The 18,619-nt window shown below is 63.8% G+C and carries 15 protein-coding genes and 2 pseudogenes; 8 read left to right on the top strand and 9 right to left on the bottom strand.

Annotated features, from left to right (window positions below; translation table 11 throughout):
• The coding region (locus tag IN820_RS04935; RefSeq protein WP_193679916.1) for a DUF4351 domain-containing protein at positions 1-477 on the top strand (477 nt) is incomplete at its 5' end.
• A 249-nt stretch (positions 478-726) separates the two neighbouring features.
• Here the strand turns inward: IN820_RS04935 and IN820_RS04940 are convergent.
• Together IN820_RS04940 and IN820_RS04945 are read right to left on the bottom strand one after the other, a co-directional pair.
• A complete protein-coding gene (locus IN820_RS04940; RefSeq protein ID WP_193679917.1) occupies positions 727-1,146 on the bottom strand; it encodes a type II toxin-antitoxin system RelE/ParE family toxin in 420 nt (139 codons plus the stop codon).
• Positions 1,143-1,424, bottom strand: coding sequence for a type II toxin-antitoxin system ParD family antitoxin (locus IN820_RS04945; RefSeq protein WP_193679918.1), 282 nt, complete (start codon positions 1,422-1,424; stop codon positions 1,143-1,145). Before IN820_RS04945 ends, IN820_RS04940 begins: the two co-directional genes overlap by 4 nt.
• A gap of 384 nt (positions 1,425-1,808) precedes the next feature.
• Between IN820_RS04945 and pvdP the strand changes: the two genes are divergently transcribed.
• Both pvdP and IN820_RS04955 read left to right on the top strand, forming a co-directional pair.
• Positions 1,809-3,413, top strand: a complete 1,605-nt coding sequence (pvdP, locus tag IN820_RS04950) for a pyoverdine maturation tyrosinase PvdP (RefSeq protein WP_193679919.1) — start codon at positions 1,809-1,811, stop codon at positions 3,411-3,413.
• A 39-nt stretch (positions 3,414-3,452) separates the two neighbouring features.
• Positions 3,453-4,580 (top strand): cupin-like domain-containing protein, encoded by a 1,128-nt coding sequence (locus IN820_RS04955; RefSeq protein ID WP_193679920.1) that lies wholly within the window; start codon positions 3,453-3,455, stop codon positions 4,578-4,580.
• Positions 4,581-4,763: 183 nt separating this feature from the next.
• On the opposite strand, the gene IN820_RS04960 is transcribed toward IN820_RS04955, so the two are convergent.
• The 6 genes and pseudogenes from IN820_RS04960 to IN820_RS04985 all read right to left on the bottom strand — a co-directional run bounded on the left by IN820_RS04960 (position 4,764) and on the right by IN820_RS04985 (position 10,267).
• Positions 4,764-4,925, bottom strand: a complete 162-nt coding sequence (locus tag IN820_RS04960) for a hypothetical protein (RefSeq protein WP_193679921.1) — start codon at positions 4,923-4,925, stop codon at positions 4,764-4,766.
• A 203-nt stretch (positions 4,926-5,128) separates the two neighbouring features.
• Positions 5,129-5,674 carry a zeta toxin family protein gene (locus tag IN820_RS04965; protein WP_235989074.1) on the bottom strand — a complete coding sequence of 182 codons (546 nt, stop codon included), beginning with the start codon at positions 5,672-5,674 and terminating at the stop codon, positions 5,129-5,131.
• A gap of 164 nt (positions 5,675-5,838) precedes the next feature.
• Positions 5,839-6,535, bottom strand: a pseudogene (locus tag IN820_RS04970) (RES family NAD+ phosphorylase).
• Complete coding sequence (locus tag IN820_RS04975) at positions 6,529-6,933, bottom strand: antitoxin Xre-like helix-turn-helix domain-containing protein (protein ID WP_193679922.1); 405 nt, start codon at positions 6,931-6,933, stop codon at positions 6,529-6,531. Before IN820_RS04975 ends, IN820_RS04970 begins: the two are co-directional and overlap by 7 nt.
• Before the next feature lie 327 nt (positions 6,934-7,260).
• Entirely contained in the window at positions 7,261-8,916 is a 1,656-nt protein-coding gene (locus IN820_RS04980; RefSeq protein ID WP_193679923.1) for a cyclic peptide export ABC transporter, read from the bottom strand.
• A gap of 355 nt (positions 8,917-9,271) precedes the next feature.
• Entirely contained in the window at positions 9,272-10,267 is a 996-nt protein-coding gene (locus IN820_RS04985; protein ID WP_193679924.1) for a FecR family protein, read from the bottom strand.
• Positions 10,268-10,461: 194 nt separating this feature from the next.
• Between IN820_RS04985 and IN820_RS04990 the strand changes: the two genes are divergently transcribed.
• From IN820_RS04990 to IN820_RS05010, 5 genes are all read left to right on the top strand, one after another.
• Positions 10,462-10,989 (top strand): sigma-70 family RNA polymerase sigma factor, encoded by a 528-nt coding sequence (locus tag IN820_RS04990; protein WP_207793498.1) that lies wholly within the window; start codon positions 10,462-10,464, stop codon positions 10,987-10,989.
• A gap of 167 nt (positions 10,990-11,156) precedes the next feature.
• Entirely contained in the window at positions 11,157-13,463 is a 2,307-nt protein-coding gene (gene pvdQ, locus IN820_RS04995) for a bifunctional acylase PvdQ (RefSeq protein ID WP_193679925.1), read from the top strand.
• Positions 13,464-13,839: 376 nt separating this feature from the next.
• Positions 13,840-14,349 carry a sigma-70 family RNA polymerase sigma factor gene (locus IN820_RS05000; protein WP_193679926.1) on the top strand — a complete coding sequence of 170 codons (510 nt, stop codon included), beginning with the start codon at positions 13,840-13,842 and terminating at the stop codon, positions 14,347-14,349.
• The gene (locus tag IN820_RS05005; protein ID WP_193679927.1) at positions 14,346-15,311 is read left to right on the top strand and encodes a FecR domain-containing protein; all 966 of its coding nucleotides are present in this window, start codon (positions 14,346-14,348) and stop codon (positions 15,309-15,311) included. The genes IN820_RS05000 and IN820_RS05005 overlap by 4 nt, the downstream gene beginning before the upstream one ends.
• 318 nt (positions 15,312-15,629) lie before the next feature.
• A complete protein-coding gene (locus IN820_RS05010) occupies positions 15,630-17,840 on the top strand; it encodes a TonB-dependent siderophore receptor (protein WP_408005193.1) in 2,211 nt (736 codons plus the stop codon).
• 81 nt (positions 17,841-17,921) lie between these two features.
• On the opposite strand, the pseudogene IN820_RS05015 reads toward IN820_RS05010, so the two are convergent.
• A pseudogene (locus tag IN820_RS05015) lies at positions 17,922-18,460 on the bottom strand (REP-associated tyrosine transposase).
• Between the last annotated feature and the right edge of the window lie 159 nt (positions 18,461-18,619).

Genomic DNA, 18,619 nt, shown 5'->3' on the forward strand with positions numbered 1-18,619 from the left:
CTCTTCGGCCTGGAGAACAGCCGCACCACGGATGACGTGCGCCGGGTGCTGGGTCAGTTGCTCGTCTGGCTGGCCGAGCCGGAGCAATTACAGCTACGCCGGCACTTCACGGTATGGCTGAAGCGGGTACTGCTACCATCGCGAATGCGTGGTATAAATTTTGACCAATTGCACGACCTGCAGGAGATCGACAACATGTTGGCCGAACGAGTGAAGGACTGGACGCGGGATTGGCGAGAGCAGGGCATCGAGGAGGGCAGGAAGAAGGGCTTAGAGGAAGGCAGGAAGGAAGGTCGGGAGAAAGGCAGAGAGGAAGGCGAGCGCGCTATGTTGATCCGCTTGCTCAGCCGCCGCTTCGGCACCCTCGACGAGGAAACCCTGCAACGCCTGGCTGACGCCAGCAGTGCCGAGCTGGAAAGTTGGGCCGAACGCATTCTGGATGCAGCAAGCCTGGAAGACGTATTTCAGGGCCGGTGACCTCGGAATTAGTCTTCACGGCTCCGGCCATGAGAGCTATGGTAGCTGCTCGATTACGTTGCCGGTGAATCCTGTGGGAGGCCCGACTTCGTGGCGATTGTAGTCTGTAGGCTTGCAAGAGCATCGCCCCGAGGTCGGGCCTCCACGAAAGCGGTCCGTGCCCTCCGAGCCCATTCTTGTAGGCGCGCCCCCGCGGCGATGCAGGCCTGCCGGAAGCTCAGAGCATCGTTCCAAAGGCGGACCCGTGGCCTAGTCGTTCTGCGCTGCTGACGTGGGGTTTCGTGCCGCCTGCTGCCCGGCTACTCCCGAGGCTCCCCCTTGAGTCATATGACGTTCGAGCTCCATCGCATCGTGCAGCACCCGCCCAACGACAACGAGGTCTGCCGGCTCCACCCGGTAGATGATGAAGTGATGGGGGCGATGTACGACACCATTCTCGGTTCGCGCTCGCTCACCGCTCAACCGTAAGTGCCAGGATCGCGCTCCAGCGCCCAACTCCCCGCGATCCTTGCTGCCGGGGCGTTCGGGGCTGGTCGAAATGTCGCGCAGCGCCGTGGCCAAGAGATGTTCATAACGCCTACGAGCAAGCTCCCCAAAGTGGTTATGCGTCCATGCCAGAATTTCGATGATGTCTGCCCGCGCTGCATCCGACAGTCGATATCGCATCATCGAATCTGTTCTTGAGCCTGGCGCCCCAACTCACCCATGAAATCATCGAGCTGTTCGTCCACTACATCCACGTAGCGACCTTCAGCAATGTCTGTCCATCCTGCTCGAGCGGCTTCTCGCAGCGCAGCGAGCCTGGCGGCATCGAGGGCCTCTCGCCGCTCGATCAGACGCAGTCCATCACGCAACACCTCGCTGGCGTTCTGATAGCGGCCTGACTGGACCAGCTTTTCGACCACTTCGTGCTGGTGGTCGCTCAATACGACATTACGGGTAGGCATGGCACGGCCTCTGAAGCGGGAATAATACGACCGGACTCTAGCATCGCTGGCAGATTATGCCAACGAGGCCTCCGAACCGGCTTTTCGGCCCCAGAGAAAGGCCACAAGAGCAGCAAGCCAAGGCCGACCCCTGTAGGAGGTGCGCTCTCGCGGCGATTGCAGGCCGCAGGCCTGCCTGAAGCTTGAAAAGCATCGCCCCGGGGGCGGGCCTCCCACAAAAGCGGCAGGTGCACACCGAGCCATCCTGTGAGCGCGCCCTCGCGGCGATTGCGAGGTGATGTCATGGCATTCGGTTTGGCATGGCCAAGTCTGGCCTCGGCGTAAATCCGACGCTTGCGCATTCGTTCTCGTTGGAGTGGACTGGATAGCGAGCGAAGGGAAGGTATGAAGGTTTCTCGGCGGGGGTTCGTGGCGGGCTTGACGATGGCGGCGGTCCTGCCGGCGGGGTTCTATGCCCATCGACAATGGGAAGAGAAGCAGGCTGCCGAGCTGGCGTCCGACGAGCCGGATACGCCGGTCCCGGCGTTGCCCGATGCCTTGTTGGCCAACCGCCTGGTCGGCATATGGGACGTGCGTTTTCTGTCCGGCCGCGAGGCTTTCCCGGAGATTCCTCCGGGCGATCTGCAGTTGCTGCTGGATGTCGGCCCCGGCGGCCGCGCTTTGTGCGGCCACCTGGGTGCGACGCCCTTCGGCGGCGAGGGCCTTTCGGTCATCGGCCGGCTGTCGAGCGACAAGGCGCCGATGCTGCACCTGGGGCTGCGGGATGGCCGCGGGCACGCCCTGGCATGCACGGCGATCTACGATGAGATCTGGGGCGCCATGAGCAGTGGCGGTGGCGAGGCCACGCTGAGTGGCAGCCTGCGGCGTGCCGGTGTCCAGGCAGGCTTCTCGGCGCCGGAGTCGCGCTTCGTCGCGGTGCGCCGACCGTTCGTGCCGGCCAGTGTGCGGCGGTCCTACGAACCGGAGCTGGAGGCCTGGCTGGTGTCGCCGGGCCATCGCCTGTTTCACCAACTGTGGCATGCCTCCCGCGATCGCTGGCATCGCCTGGACGAGGATCGCCGTCAGTTGCTGCGCAGCCTCGGCTGGCAGGCTGGCCCGCTCGGCAGCGAGCGCGACGCCCGGGGCAAGCATCGTCATCGCAACGGCTCCGGCGAGGATTTCCTCTTCATGCACCGGCAGATGCTGCGCCAGGCGCGTTCGCTGCAGGCGTTGCCATCCTGGACGAGCCTGCCGGCGCCCAGGCCCTTCATCGGGCACGGCGTACAGGCCTTCGCCGACTACATGGCCAACCGCGATGGCACGGCCGTTCCCCCGGCCTGGGAAGTCGAGGGCGACGATGCTTTCAACCAGTGGCTCTACTACATCAAGAGCAGCGAGGGTTATTACAACGACTTCCAGACCTGGGAATCGCTGTACCGCGACCCCGAGTATCTCAGCGAGTTGTGTCTGGGCGAGCTGGGATCGCGCATCGAGCTGGGCATCCACGACTGGTTACACATGCGCTGGGCCTCGCTGCCTCGCGACATGCACAGCGCCGTGCCGGTGCCCTATGGCCGCGGCTCGGCCGACTTCGCCCAGCGCTGGTTCCAGCGGCGCAACCACTATCTGGGAGATCCGTTCTCTTCCCATGTCGACCCCGTGTTCTGGTCATTCCATGGCTGGATCGACGACCGTATCGAGGATTGGTTCCTCGCCCACGAGCAGACCCATCCTGGCCAGGTAGTGCGCAAGATGGTGGATGGCGTGCCCTGGTTCGCGCCTGGCCGCTGGGTGCGGATCGCGCAGCCGTGGGTGGGTCCGGACCGGGCCGGCTGTGGTGCCTGGGGGCGCGGCAATCGTGCGGAGTCCGGCGATCTGGACATCGAAACCATGAAGCTCGCCCTACGCATCATCTTCGCCGACGAAGAGGAAGCTGCGCGTCTCGAGGGTCGCGTAGTGCGCCGCCCCTGGTATGCCCGCCACCTGGCCGCCGGGCCCTCGCACGGCTAGGGCCGTGCGCCGACATTCACCGCTACAGGAGGCCATCACATGATTCTGTCCGAGGTACTCTCCAGCCTGTTTGCCGGCGCGCGGGTGGTCGGCGCACAGGGGATTTTCCAGTTCGTCTTTGGCCCCGAGAAGTGCCTCTGGGTGGAGGTGGGCGAGCGGGTAGAGGTCCGCGCCGGTCGTCATCCGGCCGCCGACGTGACCATCGAACTCGACGAGGAGGATTTCGCCGGGGTGCTGGCGGGCACCCGCGATGTCGAGGCGCTGTTCGCCGACGGCCGACTGAGGATCGGCGGGCGGATGGGCCTCGCCACCCTGTTGCCGCAGATCATCAATGCGGCCCGTCGGGGTGTCGCGGCGGCTCCTCAGGCGCGGCAACCGAACCAGCGCTATCCCGCGCCGGAGCGCATCGCCGACCGGATTTCGGCGGAACAGACCGCGCTGCTGGAGGTGCAGCGCCGTCCACGCGACGGCCTGTCCGTCGAGGAATTCCAGGCGCGCTACGTTCCCCAGGGCACGCCACTGATCATCAGCGATGCCCTGCGGGACTGGCCGCTGTTCAACATGAGCCGCGAGGAATCGCTGGTGCATTTCGCCGAGTTGCAGGGCATCACCCGCCATGGCGATTACGTGGGCAAGACCTTTTCCAGCGAGCGTGACTTCCGCTCCGCCTCGATGGCCGACTTCATCGCTTCGCTCGATCGGGAGAGTGGGGAGGACGGCCCGCCGCCGTACATGGGCAACAACGCGGTGCCGGAGCAGTTGCTGGAGCAGATCCGCTTTCCCGGATACTTCGACCGTTCGCTGTACATCAAGCCGCGCATCTGGATCGGTCCCAGGGGTACGCTAACGCCCCTGCACCGGGATGATTCCGACAACCTGTTCGCCCAGGTATGGGGGCGCAAATCCTTCATCCTGGCCGCGCCGCACCACCGCGAGGCGCTGGGCACCTGGTCGACCTCGCCGGAAGGTGGGCTGGAGGGCTGCGAGGTGAATCCCGATGTGCCCGACTACGATCGCTTTCCCGGGGCCCGCGAAGTGACCTTCCTGCGCATCGTGCTCGAAGCGGGCGACCTGCTGTTCCTGCCGGACGGCTGGTTCCACCAGGTCGAATCGGTGTCGACGTCGCTGTCCGTCAACTTCTGGGTCAACTGGGGGCGTGGCTGGTGAGCCGTAGCGGGGTAGGTCGCGCCCGCTGGCCGATGTGCCGAGAGCAGGGGGAGCGGGCTCACCAGCATCGCCACCACATACATCGATCGCATCTCAGCCTTCAATAGAGGCAATGGCCAACACGAAACCTGGAATCCAGAAACACAAAACCCCGCCGCAGCGGGGTTTATGTTTCCTGAGCCATCAAGCACAGCTTCGTGCGGCTTGGTCCATGATCTCTTGCTGATCGAGCCGGGCCTTCCGAGCGGCTTCTTTGTAGATAGCCTTGCGCGTCATCGGTGATTGCTTTCTGTAGAAATCGCTGAGAGCGCTACTCTTTGCTGGTTTTGGGTTCGATGTGCTCATGTGCTTTTTCTTTCGAGAATCCTCAGCAACGTGGGTTCATCGTATTCAACGGGGATGAATTCGTCAATTTGCTCGGCCGAAACGTTCATTTCGATAGTCGATTCTTCATCAGCGCTTGAGTCTTGGATTACCAAATCCACGCTTACCTGCGGTCCAAACAGATTCTTCAGATGGATGACGTTCCGACGTGCTGCAAAGAAATGCTATACGAATTCGGACAAAGGAATGCTTCTGCCATTCACTCGGCGCCTACTTTCAACAAAATTCCATGCGGTCAGTGGGTCTTGATAGACGTACATGATGAGCACATACCGATTTCGCCCCAAGGCGCGGCGTATGTTTTTTTCCGCCACCTGCTGGCTTGATAGCGTGCCGTCCAAAAGAAATGACACGTCTTTTTCGTAAGCTCGATCAAGCACCTTTTCCAGGATTTTTACGACAGCATCATTGAAAAGGCTCGAGTTCCCACCTGTGTACCCAGGCATTCCCTCCCGAAAATCATCAGGGTCTATGCGAAGAACATGTCCCAAATCGTCAAACCCTTCCTCAGCCAGTTGCTCCAGGCTCTGTACGAAACGCTTCGAAACTTCTGTCTTCCCAGCACCCGGCGAACCGGCCATGAACACACACGTTGGCACTTCCTCTGGTGGATAAACAGCCAGATCGACCATCTCGCGTGCTATGCGAGCACGATTGCTCTTGGCATATTCCATTGCTGCACGCTTAATACGTTCGTCCTGGCCGTACATGACTGCCTCCTCGTTCACTCTGAGCGCAAGAATCGCACGATGCTGTAACGGATGGCAGCCTGTTCCTTTTGGCGGGCTGCTCGGTGACAAGCAGTTGTCGGGCTTTCATCATGAGAAGCGAAGGGAGTGCATGATCGGTATTGCCGCGAGCAGCCGGTCAGCTTCTAGATTCCCAGCGTGGCGATTTGGCTGACGCTGATGATCCTGTCGCTCCAGATCATCTCGTAATGGGCGGTCTGAATGATCGATGACCGCCCTCGGGGTCATCAGGGCCCAGCAGGTATTGCCCGGGGAGCGGACCGAGCGGTAGTGCAAGCCAGGGCAGCTCTCGCGCTTCGCTTCATGGCCCAGCCGGCGAGAGTGGCTGTAGTCGTCGGGGGCGTAGATGGGATCATCCAGCGCGACAACCGTGGCATCCCTCACTCCGGCATCGTTGAAGTTGCAGCTCAGCCCTCCGAAGACGAAGCGCTCGTAGTTGAGGCTCTGCACGTTCGTCCAGTAGCGCTCCTGATGATGACGCACCTCGGCCACAGCCGTATCCATCCGGTCCGCCAGGTAGAGCACTCCGAAGCTGCCATCGCTGAAGCGTGAGCCCTCGGGGTTCAGATGGGTAAAGGGCGCCGTGGCGTACGAGCATCCGGGGATGCCGAAAGGAATCTCGTCCCGTGCCAGCAGTTCCATCCGTCCGATTTCGTTCTGCAGCCTCGGGTTCGTCATCGCCTGGAGCTGGTAGAGCGCTTCGAAGTCCCTGGCGTCGGCAACGTCCTCGAACAGGGCGATGGGTGGAAACTTGGAGTTGACCAGGCGGTAGGCCCGCAGCTGTTCGCCGCTCGAAGCGGCGAACTTGGCAAGCATCACCATTGAGCGCTCCGTAGCGCATCGATGCGCCTGAAGGTTTCGTACAGCGAGATCATGTCGCCCTGGGCCATGATCTCGAGTGGCGTGCGCCCGTTGAAGAAGGCGTTGTGGTTTTCCATCGAGGGGAAGCCGTAGACGTTCTCGGGGTTGTCGAAGACGAGGCGGAGCGTTGCGTGGATATTCAGCACCATGCTGATGCGCTGCAACTGATCCAGGTCCAGGCTGACGGTCCACTGCGAATCATCCTGCCTGGCGCGGGTGTAGGTGCTGCGCGCGATGCGTAGCACCCGGCAAGCCTGCTCGGCGGAGGCGCCCCACTTGTCCAGGATCTTCAGTGCCGTACGAAGGCCGGCAACGCATTGCGCTCTCGAAAAGCCCTGCGCGGGTATGGCTACTGTCATGGCTGGCGGTCCTGCTCTTGGTCTATGGACTCAATTTTAATATAAATAGAGTCTACAGATTAAGCGCGGGGGCAATCATGCCGCAGAGTTGCAAGGTGGGCTTCAACCCACTACGCACTCGTTGAAGCCCTGGGGGTGTAGGAGCCCGCTTGCTGGCGATCCGCCGCAACGCCGATGATCGCCGGCAAGGACTCGGCGTCCCCCTGGGGCGGTGTGCACGTGCTGCTTTTTTTGGGGAGCCAAGTGTCAGCCCACCAGATACGTCCCAATGCGTCCTGGTGGGCTGAAGCCCACCCTTGCTGTTCCTGCATGGACGATGGAGGTCTCTCACGCCGGTTGCGGCGCGCTTTCGCTCAGCACCTGGCCGGCGAGCATATGCACCAGTTGGTCGGCGATGTCGAAATAGCGGTCGTCGTGGGAGATAACGATGATCGTCTTGCCCTGTCGTTTCAACTCGGGCAGCAGCTCGGTGTAGAACACCCGGCGGAAGGCCGGGTCCTGGTCGGCCGCCCACTCGTCGAACACCAGCACCGGCCGGTCGTCGAGCCAGGCGTTGACCAGCGCCAGGCGCTTGCGCTGGCCGGTGGACAGGTCGGTAGTGGTGAAGGCGCCGTCGCGGATGCCGACCTTGTGCGCGATGTCCAGGCGCTCCAGGTATTTGAGCGCTTCCTGCGGCAACTCGGTACGGCCCTGGAGCAGTTCGTCGAACAGGTAGTAGTCGGTGAACACGGTGGTGAACAGCTGCCGGTAGTCATCGCGCCGAGCATCGTGGACGGCCTGGCCGTTGAGGCGGATCTCGCCGTGCTGGGGCGCATAGAGGCCCAGCAGCAGCTTGATCAGGGTGGTCTTGCCGCAGCCGTTCTCGCCGACGATGAAGACGATCTCGCCGCGCTGGATGCACAGGTCGACAGGGCCCAGGTGGAAGGGCTGGCTGCCTTCCGCCTGGGGATAGTCGTAGCGGACCCGATGCAGTTCGATGCGCTCCAGGGGCGCCGCCGGAGAGGCCCGCTCGCCGCTCAGCAGATGGGGTTCGGGCGAGGAGAAGCGGCGTGACAGCTCGCCGATGCGGCGGAAGGCGACCTCGGCCCGGCTGAGGCTGGGAATGTTGCTGATCAGCTGTTCCAGCGGTCCTTTCATGTACAGCATGACCAGCACGAAGCCACCCAGAACGGTCCTGTCGGTGCCGGGCCAGAGGGCCTGGAAGGCGATGGCCATACCGATCACCGCGAAGAACAGCATCGAGCCGAAGGTCTCGGCGCTGACAAAGATGGCGGCGGCGCGGATATTGGCGCGGCAGATGCGCTCGGTGGTGTCGTGAATCTGCCGGTCCAGCATGTGCAGCCGGCGTTCGCGCTGGATGCGCAGTTCCTTCGCGCCGGCCGAGATGGCCTGGTAATGCTTCTGCAGCTCGTCCTCGCCGTCACGGGCGGTCTGGATGCTGCGCGTACCGTAGCGATGGGCCAGGTATTGCGCGCCGCTGCCGATCAGCACGGTGGCCACCGTCAGCAGCAGAATCTGCCAGGACAGCAGGGCCAGGTAGCTCAGGCAGCCGATCGTCACGGTGAACGCGATGACCATGGGGGCAACGCTCAGGGCGAAGGTGCTGAGCGTACCGACGTCGTTGAGCAGCACCGGGATCAGGCGGTGCGCGCGGTAACGCTCCAACTGCTCGATGGGCGCGGCCAGGATCCGGGCCGCCAGGTCCCGGCGCAGGGTGGCTACCACGCGCTGGCCGATGTAGTTGGTCAGCAGGTTCGACAGGGTCGAGCAGGCCAGGGTCAGCACGCACAGGGCGGCGAACAGCAGGGCGAGGCGCAGGTCGGGACCACCCTCGACGTTCATCGCGGTGTTGATGGTGGCCAACAGCGCGGTGACGCTGAGGCCGCCGGCGATACCCAGGAGCATCGAGAGGACGACCTGTGTCCAGAAGGGCCTGAGGATGGCCATGGTTTCGCGGGCGAGGCTGTCTGCGTCGGGGGTCATGAGGCCTTCTCTGATGCTGTGGCGGAGGGTCGAGGACGAGGCGAGAGGGCACGTTATCGACTTCGCCTCGAGTCAATGAGACGAGAAGGTGGGGACTGGATTTAGGTCTGGCGAGGTTTCGTCGCAGACCGCCGATTGCATCGGGCGTGTCGGTACATCTCCTCGCAGGCGCGAGCGTGCGCGGGAATGGCCCCGCGCGGTTCGCTGGAAAACGCTTCGCGGCTTTCCACCCTGCACGGAGAACTGTAGGAGCGGGCCATGCCCGCGAAGCTTCTGCAGCGGTGCGGTTCGCGGGCATGGCCCGCTCCTACGGGGGCGGTCCGAGGGATGGTTCGCAACGAAAAGGGAACGGTCTCTAAAGCTGCTCGCGGCTATTGATCACGGTGTTGCCGTCGGCATTGCGACTGAGATAGACCGGCAGCACCCTGGGCAGCGTCCGGACCAACTGGCCGACGTTGTGGATGTCGTAGATGCCGCCGACCCGGATGTTGCCGGTGGCCCGATCGGCGAGCAGCACCGGCTTGTCCAGGTAGCGATTGATCAGCGGCAGGGCCTCGCTGAGCATCAGGTCGTCGAGCACCAGTTTGCCCTCGCGCCAGGCCAGGGAGCCGGCCCTGGCGGCCGAAACCCGCGGCAGCGCGCTCCTGGTGTCGTAGCGCGCCTGCATGCCGGGGGAGAGATGGGCGACTTGGTCGGATTCCTCGATGTCGCTGCGCACCTTGACCGAACCCTCCAACAGGGTGACGACGACCTGGTTGTCATATTTCCATACGTTGAACCGGGTGCCCGTGACGGTGACGCTGCCCTTGCCTGCATACACCACGAAAGGCTGGCGGGAATCGTGCTGGACCTCGAAGAAAGCCTCGCCTTCGCTGAGGACGACACTGCGGCGATCGCGAAAGTTGCCGAACCACAGCGTGGTGCCCAGGTTCAGCTGGATGCGCGAGCCGTCGGGCAGGACGGCTTCGCGGGTCTGTTCCGCGGCGTGGTAGTGCTGGATGTCGTTGGGCAGCCAACCCTGACGCCAGCCCAGAGCGATGCCCAGCGACAGGAACAGGACGGCAGCTACGGCAGCGGCAGGTCTGAACAGGCGGCGCCGGGAAGGCATCCGGGATGCCGGAGGGGCGCCGCCGGTGTCCGGGGTGGCGCGCCTGGGCAGGTGTTCGCTGACCTGCCAGATATCGAGCATGGCCTGGTATTCGCGGGCGTGCGCCGGATCGCTCTTCAGCCAGTGCTCGAACGTCGCGCGTTCTTCGTCCGTGCAGTCGTCGGCCTGCAGGCGCATGCACCAGTAGGCCGCACTATCGATGAGGCTGTCACTTGCGACAGGGGACGAAGCGTGGCGAGTCATCAGGCTACCGATTCGAAGTGTCTGGAAAAATAGGCACGGCCTCAAAAGAGGTCTTCTAATAAAGATGAGAATTATTATAATTAGGGCTGATTGCCAGTATAAAATGCCGCGCATGCTTGGCTCAAGGCGGTAGGAAGAGGCCGCGATGAGCGTGTGTTCCCGCGAATGGCGACGTTTTTGGGGTGCGGGGGATCATGGAACAGTATTACCAGCAATTGGTTCGCTATCTGACTACCCGGCTGAGGGATCATCATCTGGCAGCGGATGTGGCCCATGATGCCTACCTGCGAATCCTCGAAGGAGGCCGCCAGAGCGCAGTGGAATTCCCGCAGGCCTATCTGTACCGCACGGCGATCAATATTGCCACCGATGCCCATCGCCGCGGCGTGGTGCGGCGTTGTGAATCGATCGAGGACGTCGAACCGCAGGCCAAGGAGCAGTCCACGCCGCAGGAGTCCCTGTATCTGCGGCAACGCGTGAGCCTGGTGGAGCGGGCGCTGAACGAGCTGCCGGAAAACTGCCGCCGGGCCTTCCTGCTGCGTAAGCTGGACGGCCTGGCGCACCATGAGATCGCGACGCAGATGGGTATTTCCAAGGACATGGTGGAAAAGCACATCGTCAACGCCATGAAGCACTGCCGTATCCGGGTCCGGGAAATGGAGTATTCCATAGCCGATCCCGATGATGCGGCGCGCCGCTACACCCCTCAGCGCCCCCTGTAGGTCCAGATACTGAGACGCTCGGCCTTTTCGTAGGGTGCGCTACGCGCACCGCCGGGCCTCGCTGCCCTGATCGTCCCCGCCTTAAATTCCTCGCCCCTTCCCGCGTCTCTTAGTGGTTCTCGTGTCGTACCGAGGTGCGACATTTCACCGCTGGGACGGGAGTAGGCATGAACAGGGTTCTTTCCGCGGCCACCGCATTGTTGGCGTGTTGCTATCTGACGGGCTGTCTGACGAACGCGCGTAATGACGGCGATCCCGGCTACAAGGCCGAGATTCGCTGGACGTCGTTCGGCGTGCCACATATCCGGGCGGCCGACGAGCATGGCCTCGGCTATGGCATCGGCTACGCCTATGCCCGCGACAACCTCTGCCTGCTCGCCGACGAGGTGTTGACCGTGCGGGGCGAGCGGGCACGTTTCCTGGGCCGGGAAGGGCGATCGTCCGCGGGGCTGGACAACTTGCGCTCGGACTTCTTCTTTCGCTGGTTGAACGACGACGAGGCGGTTGCCGCTTTTCTGGCCAGCCAGCCGCCGGCCATCCGACAGCTGCTATCCGGCTATGTGGCGGGTTACAACCGCTATTTGGGCGAGATTTCCGAGACTCGGCGGCCGGCCGCCTGCGGCGATGCCGACTGGCTACGTCCGTTGCAGGAAGAGGACATGGCCAGGCTCGTGCGCCGGTTGCTGGTCGAAGGTGGGATCGGACAGTTCGCCGAGGCCATGCTGGCCGCCGCGCCGCCGCAAGACGCGGCGCCTGCCGCTCGGGTCTCTACGTTGAGCCTGGAGCGCCTGCAGGGCTTCGCCCTGGAGCGTGGCAGCAATGCCATCGCCGTGGGCGGGCAACGTACCGAGAATGGCAGGGGACGCCTGCTGGCCAACCCGCATTTCCCCTGGAGCGGGGGGCTGCGCTTCTACCAGATGCACCTGACCCTTCCTGGCAAGCTGGACGTGATGGGCGCCGCGCTACCAGGCATGCCGCTGGTCAACATCGGTTTCAACCGGCATCTGGCCTGGACCCATACGGTGGATACTTCGAGTCATTTTACCTTGCACCGCCTGACGCTGGACCCCGAGGATCCGACGCGCCACCTGGTCGACGGGCGCAGCCTGCCGCTGCGCAAGACCACCCTGGCCATCGAGGTGCGCGAGCCGGACGGCCACCTGTCGAGGCAGACCCATGACGTCTACGAGTCTTCCTTCGGCCCCGTGCTGAACTGGCCTGGAATGCTCGACTGGAATCCACGACATGCCTATGCCCTGCAGGACGTGAACCTCGGCAACACCCGCGCATTGCAGCAATGGATGGCGATGAACCAGGCGTCCGATCTGGACGACTTGCGCACGGCGTTGCAGGACATCCAGGGAGTGCCCTGGGTGAATACGCTGGCCGTGGACGACCAGGGAAATGCCCTGTACATGAATGCCTCGCTGGTGCCCAACGTACCCGCCGAGCGGTTGGCGGAATGTGCCGACCAGGCGTTGCTGGCCCAGGGGTTGCCCGGCTTGGACGGTAGCCGCAGCGATTGCGACTGGCAGCCCGATCCCGGGGCGGCCCAGCCCGGCGTGGTCGCTGGCCGGCATCTGCCGCTGCTGCAGCGTGGCGATTTCGTGCAGAACTCGAACGACAGCGCCTGGATGAGCAACCCTGCCGCGCCGCTGGTCGGTTATTCACCGTTGGTCAGCCGTGAGAATCGGCCACTGGGCGCCCGTGCCCGCTACGCGCTGGCCAGGATCGGCGGGCACGGCGAGCGGCCGCTCAGCGAAGACTTCCTGATCCGGCTGGTGACGGACAATCGCGTGCATCTGGCCGACCTGATCCTCGACGATCTACTGGCATTCTGCGCATCCCGCGCGGCGGATCATGCACTGACGGCCGCCTGTTCGGCGCTGGCGTCGTGGGACCGCCGCGCGGCTCTGGATAGCGGGCTCGGCCTGCTGTATTTCCAGCGCTTCGTGGCGGCGCTGGCCGAGCCGGATGCAGCCTGGAGTCACCCTTTCGATCCCCAGCACCCCCTGAATACGCCACGCGGCCTCGCCTGGCAGAAGCCGCAGGTCGCCCGGCAGCTCGAGCAGGCATTGCGCGAGGCGACGCATGAGATCGAGCAGGCGCGCTGGCCGGAGCGAACCCGCTGGGGGCAGATCCAGTTCGCCACCCGCGGCGATGCGCGGATTTCGATTCCGGGAGGCGACGGGCATATGGGAATCTACAACGCGATCCAGAGCCGGCCGGATGCCGACGGGCGGCTGGAGGTGGTCGGCGGCAGCAGCTACATCCAACTGGTCAGCTTCGACGAGCGCGGCCCTGTGGCCAAGGGGCTGCTGGCCTTCTCGCAGTCCAGCGATCCGGCATCGCCGCATTACAAGGACCAGACGGAGCTGTTCTCACGCCAGGAGTGGCGGGGGTTGCCGTTCACACGCGAGCAGATCGACGCCGACCCCAACCTGCAGCTCATGAGGATCGAGGAGCCCGACTGATGTGATGTCGATTTCATAAACGCGAGGTGGAGTCGACGCTCACATGGAAAGATGCCGACGACAACAATTTGGACACCTGCCTGCCCATCCGCTGGTCACTCTGAATCGTTCGACGTGACGAACTCTGATCGATACGCCAGAAAGGGGCTGGCGTATCGACCGCTTCGATACACTCGGAATTTTCAGACATTAAAACAAACCCGCGAAAGTGTTTCCCTGGCGCCAGGCGCAAATGGTGGGGAAAACAGACCGTTACCCATCCCATCGCCTCCAACTGATTTAGTCAACAAGAGCGATTCCCATTCCCAACGGCCCGTCTCATCCGTAGAATTGCGAAGCATTCCTATTTGCATCGTAATCTCTATTGGAGGGCGGGATGTCCACGGCATCCACCGACACGGCTTTGCACGCGCTCTACCGTGACCATCATGGCTGGCTGCGTGGCTGGCTGCGCCAGCGATTGAGTAATTCCGCCGATGCCGCCGACTTGGCCCAGGACACCTTCGTCCGTGTGCTGGTTGCCCGCACCGCCGACAGCCTGCGCGAGCCGCGCCACTACCTCTCGACTATTGCTCGGGGTCTGGTGATCGATCTGTACCGGCGTCGTTCGCTGGAGCAGGCCTACCTGGAGGCGCTGGCCGCCATGCCCGTGGCGGTGCAGCCTTCGCTGGAGGAACAGGCGCTGCTGTTCGATGCGTTGCTGGAAATAGATCGCCTGCTCGCCGGGCTCGGCGCCAAGGTCAAGCAGACGCTCATCCTATCCCAGTTCGAGGGGCTGACCTATCCGCAGATCGCCGAACGCTTGGGAATTTCGCTGCGCACGGTGAACAACTATATGGCCAAGGCGATGGAGCATTGCTGCCTGATGCAGTTGGATTCGCCATGACGGCCGCTCACGGCGGACCGGATGTGGCGGAGCGCGAGGCGATCCGTAGCGCGGCGCTCTGGTATGCGCGCTTGGCCTCGGGTGCTGGTGGCGAAGCCGAGCATCGGGCGTGGCAGCGCTGGCACGATGCCGATCCCCTGCACCGTCAGGCCTGGCAGCGTATCGAGGCGGTCCGCGAACAGTTCGCGCGGGTTCCCGGGCAACTCGCCATGCCGACCCTGCAGGGCCGCGACCGTTCGCGGCGGCAGGTCTTGGGCGGTCTGCTGTTGCTGGCTTCCGCCGGTGCCCTGGGCTCCATCGGTTGGCGTAGCGGGGCGGGGCAACGGCTGTTTGCCGACTACCGTACGGCGATCGGTGAACGTCGGCAATTCACCCTGGCCGACGGCAGTCAGCTGATGCTCAATACGAACAGTGCGGTGGATGCGCGTTTCGACGCGCACCAGCGTCTGTTGCACCTGCGCGCCGGCGAGCTGCTGGTGACTACTGCAGCCGATCCGCTGGGCCGGCCGTTCCGGGTGGAAACCCCGCATGGCCGGATACGCGCGCTGGGAACCCGTTTCACGGTGCGCAGGGCGGAAGGCTTCAGCGAAGTGGCGGTGCTGGAGAAGGCCGTCGAGGTGAGCGTCTCGGCAACCGCCGCGCCGGTGCGCCTGGAGGCGGGGCAGCGGCTGCGCTTCTCGGCCGGCGTCAGCGATCGGCCACGGGCCAACGATGCATCGGTGGTGGCCTGGGAAACGGGCAGTCTGATCGCCATCGACCGGCCACTGGGCGAGCTGCTTGCCGAACTGGCGCGCTACCGGACCGGATGGCTGCGCTGCGATCCACGGGTCGCAGGGCTGAAGGTCTCTGGCGCCTTTCCGCTGGACGATACCGACCGGGCGCTGGCCGCACTGGAGAGTGCCTTTGCGCTGACGGTGGAGCGGCGCACGGCCTATTGGGTCATGGTTTCGCCGCGCGGCTGACGGTTGGGCGGATGCCTTTCTTTTTGAACTTTGCACTTTTTCGCATCCCGCTTCGGCTTCACCCCAGTCCGTGGCCTGGTTGGCCACTTGTCCGGGGGGAAGAAAAACATGTGGCACCCTTTCATCGATCGACGTCATCCGCTGGCTGTGGCATTGCAGTTGGCATTACTGGGACCGGGCCTGGCCCTGCTGGCGCCCTTGCCGGCCGTTGCAGCCGGCAGCGAAAGCGCAACGATCCAGGCCGGCCAGCGCTACGACGTCGCCGAAGGGCCCCTGGCCGAGGTGTTGGGACGCTACGCCAGTGCCGCCGGCGTCGCCCTGTCCTTCGATGCCGCGCAGACCCGGGGTCGCCAGTCGCCCGGCCTGCGCGGCGTCTACGCGGTGGACGAGGGCTTTGCCGCATTGCTGTCCGGCAGCGGGCTGCGGGCGGTCCGCCAGGCCAGCGGCAGCTACATCCTGATCGACCTCGACGCCCAGGGCGCCCTGGAGCTGGATGCCACCACGGTGACCGGCAGCCGGCTGGACGCCACCACCGGAGGCAGTGGTTCCTACACCACCGGCGTCATGGGTACCGCCACCCGCATGCCGCTGTCGCTGCGCGAGACGCCCCAGGCGACCACGGTGATCACTCGCCAGCGCATGGACGACCAGGCGATGACCAGCATCACCGATGTGGTGCGCAATACGCCCGGGCTGTTCCTCAGCCGCTCCAACGGCCCGGGCCGGCCCGCCTTCAGCGCTCGCGGCTTCGATATCGACAACGTCATGTACGACGGCCTGCCGAGCGCCTATCAAGGTTGGGTGGTGGGTGTGCAGCCGAATCTGGCGATGTTCGACCGGGTCGAGGTAGTGCGGGGTGCCACCGGGCTGGTCACCGGCAGCGGCAACCCCTCGGCGGCGATCAATATGGTGCGCAAGCGCCCGACGATCGATCCACAGGTCAGGCTCAGTGGCGGTGCCGGGCGCTGGGATGACTACCGTGGCGAAGTGGATGTCTCCGGTGCGCTCAACGACAGCGGTACGCTGCGCGGCCGGGTGGTCGGCGCCTACCGGGATGCGCACAGCTTCCGCGACGAGGAGGAACACGACCATGGGTTGTTCTACGCCATCGCCGAAGCCGACCTGAGCGAGCGCACCACCCTGGCCCTGGGCTTCTCGCGTCAGGAGGACCAGACCAATTTCTTCTGGGGCGGCCTGCCCATCGGCATCGACGGCCGCCACCTGGACCTGCCGCGCTCGGCCTACCCGGGCACCGACTGGGAGAACAAGGAGCAGAAGGTCAATACCCTGTTCGGCGACCTGGAACATCGCTTCGACAACGACTGGAGGCTGCGCCTGGCGGCCATGTCTTCCTGGCAGGACGCGCTGTTCTCCGGCACCTACCTGCGGCGCGACCCAGCGCTGGACATGTACCACTACGCCTACCAGTCCGGTCACGACGAGGATCAGAACGCCCTCGACCTGTATGCCAGCGGCCCGCTGCAGTGGCTGGGGCGCAGCCACGAACTGGTCTTCGGTGTCAGCCGCCGGGAAAATGAAATGACCACCCAGGAATACACCGGCAACGGCTTCATTCCGGTCGGTGGTGCCAGGCCGGATTTCGTCCGTGCCGGCAAGACCCACAACATCACCACCCAGGAAGGCGCCTACCTGACCACCCGCCTGAGCCTGGCCGATCCGCTCAAGCTCATTCTTGGCGGCCGTCTCGACTGGTACGAGTACGACAATCGCAGCGGCAACGGCGACTACAAGGTCACGCGCAACCTCACCCGTTATGCCGGTCTGGTCTACGACCTGGATGCGCACCATTCGCTGTACCTCAGCTATACCGACGTGTTTCAGCCACAGACGCAGAAGGACAATGCCGGCAAACTGCTCGAGCCCGTCGTCGGCGAGAACTACGAGATCGGCGTCAAGGGCGAGTACTTCGACGGTGCGCTCAATGCCAGCCTGGCCGTGTTCCAGATCGACCAGAAGAACCGCGCCAGCCTGCTGGCCGACCAGAGTGGCTGCAGCACGTTCCCGACCAGCTCCTGCTACGAGGCCGCCGGTCTGGTGCGCAGCCAGGGCGTGGATATGGAGTTGCAGGGCGCGCTGAGCGAGAACTGGCAGGTCGGCGCGGGCTACACCTACACCCGCGCCCGCTACCGCAAGGACGACGATCCAGCCAACGAGGGCGAACGCTTCGACACCGACCAGCCCGAGCACCTGGTCAAGGTTTCCACGCTCTATCATCTGCCCGGACAACTGGAGAAATGGCGTGTCGGCGGCAGCGTCTACTGGCAGAGCCGCGTCTACAACGATGTCGCCCTCAGCGGCGGGACCTATCGCCTGGACCAGGGCAGCTACGCGGTGGCGGACCTGCTGCTGGGCTACCGGGCGAACGAGCATCTCGACCTGCAACTGAACCTCAACAATGTCTTCGACCGGACCTACTATTCGGCCATCGGCTATGACATCTCCTGGGGTTCCACGGATACCTATGGCGAACCGCGCAGCTATCTGCTGACGGCGAAATACACCTTCTGAGGTAATCCTGGCTACCTGATGGTGGAGAGGCTCGATCGTTCCCATGCTCCTGCGTGGGAACGCCACCTGTGACGCTCTGCGTCACGCATCCCAGCGGTCGATCTCGATCGACCCCGTTTTCCCCGCATAGTTTCGGGCGCTTGAGTAGCGCCAGTGCTCCGCCAGATCCACATAGCCGCGCTTCAGCGGATTGTGATGGATGTAATCGAGCTTCTCTCGCATCACCTGCGGGCTGTAGATGAGCTCGGCATGGGAGCCTTCCTGCCAGATCTGGTAGGTACGGTCAGCCTTGTGCGCACGTTTGGCGAAACGCAAGCGCGCCAGCACTCGCTCTGCTCCGCGCTCTTGTAGATGGTCGATGATCCGCCGCGCTGTGAAGGACTTGAAGCTGCTCACGCACTTGCCCAGACCCGGGGCTTGAGCGACGAAGTGCAGATGATTTTCCAGCACGACATAACCGTAAAGACACAAACCCTGATTCGCCTGCTGGTAGCGCCAGCAGTCAAGCAGGATGTCGACGAGTGCGGGGCGAGTGAAATAGCGGCAAACCACTCCAGCACCGTGCAGGTCAGGAAGTGGGGGTTCTCGGGTTCAGTGATGACGTAACGGCTGCGGCCCATGGGATTCGTCCTTGAATCGATTGGCTGAATTGAGCGAGAGGGCTTTCCGATCGTTCCCATGCTCTGCGTGGGAACGCCGCCGGTAACACTCTGCGTGAGGCAGCCCAGCAGCTGATCGATAGCTCCATACGCTCAAGCGTGGGAGGTTAGCTCGGGATG

The sequence above is a fragment of the Pseudomonas lopnurensis genome (assembly GCF_015070855.1).
Classification (GTDB): domain Bacteria; phylum Pseudomonadota; class Gammaproteobacteria; order Pseudomonadales; family Pseudomonadaceae; genus Stutzerimonas; species Stutzerimonas lopnurensis.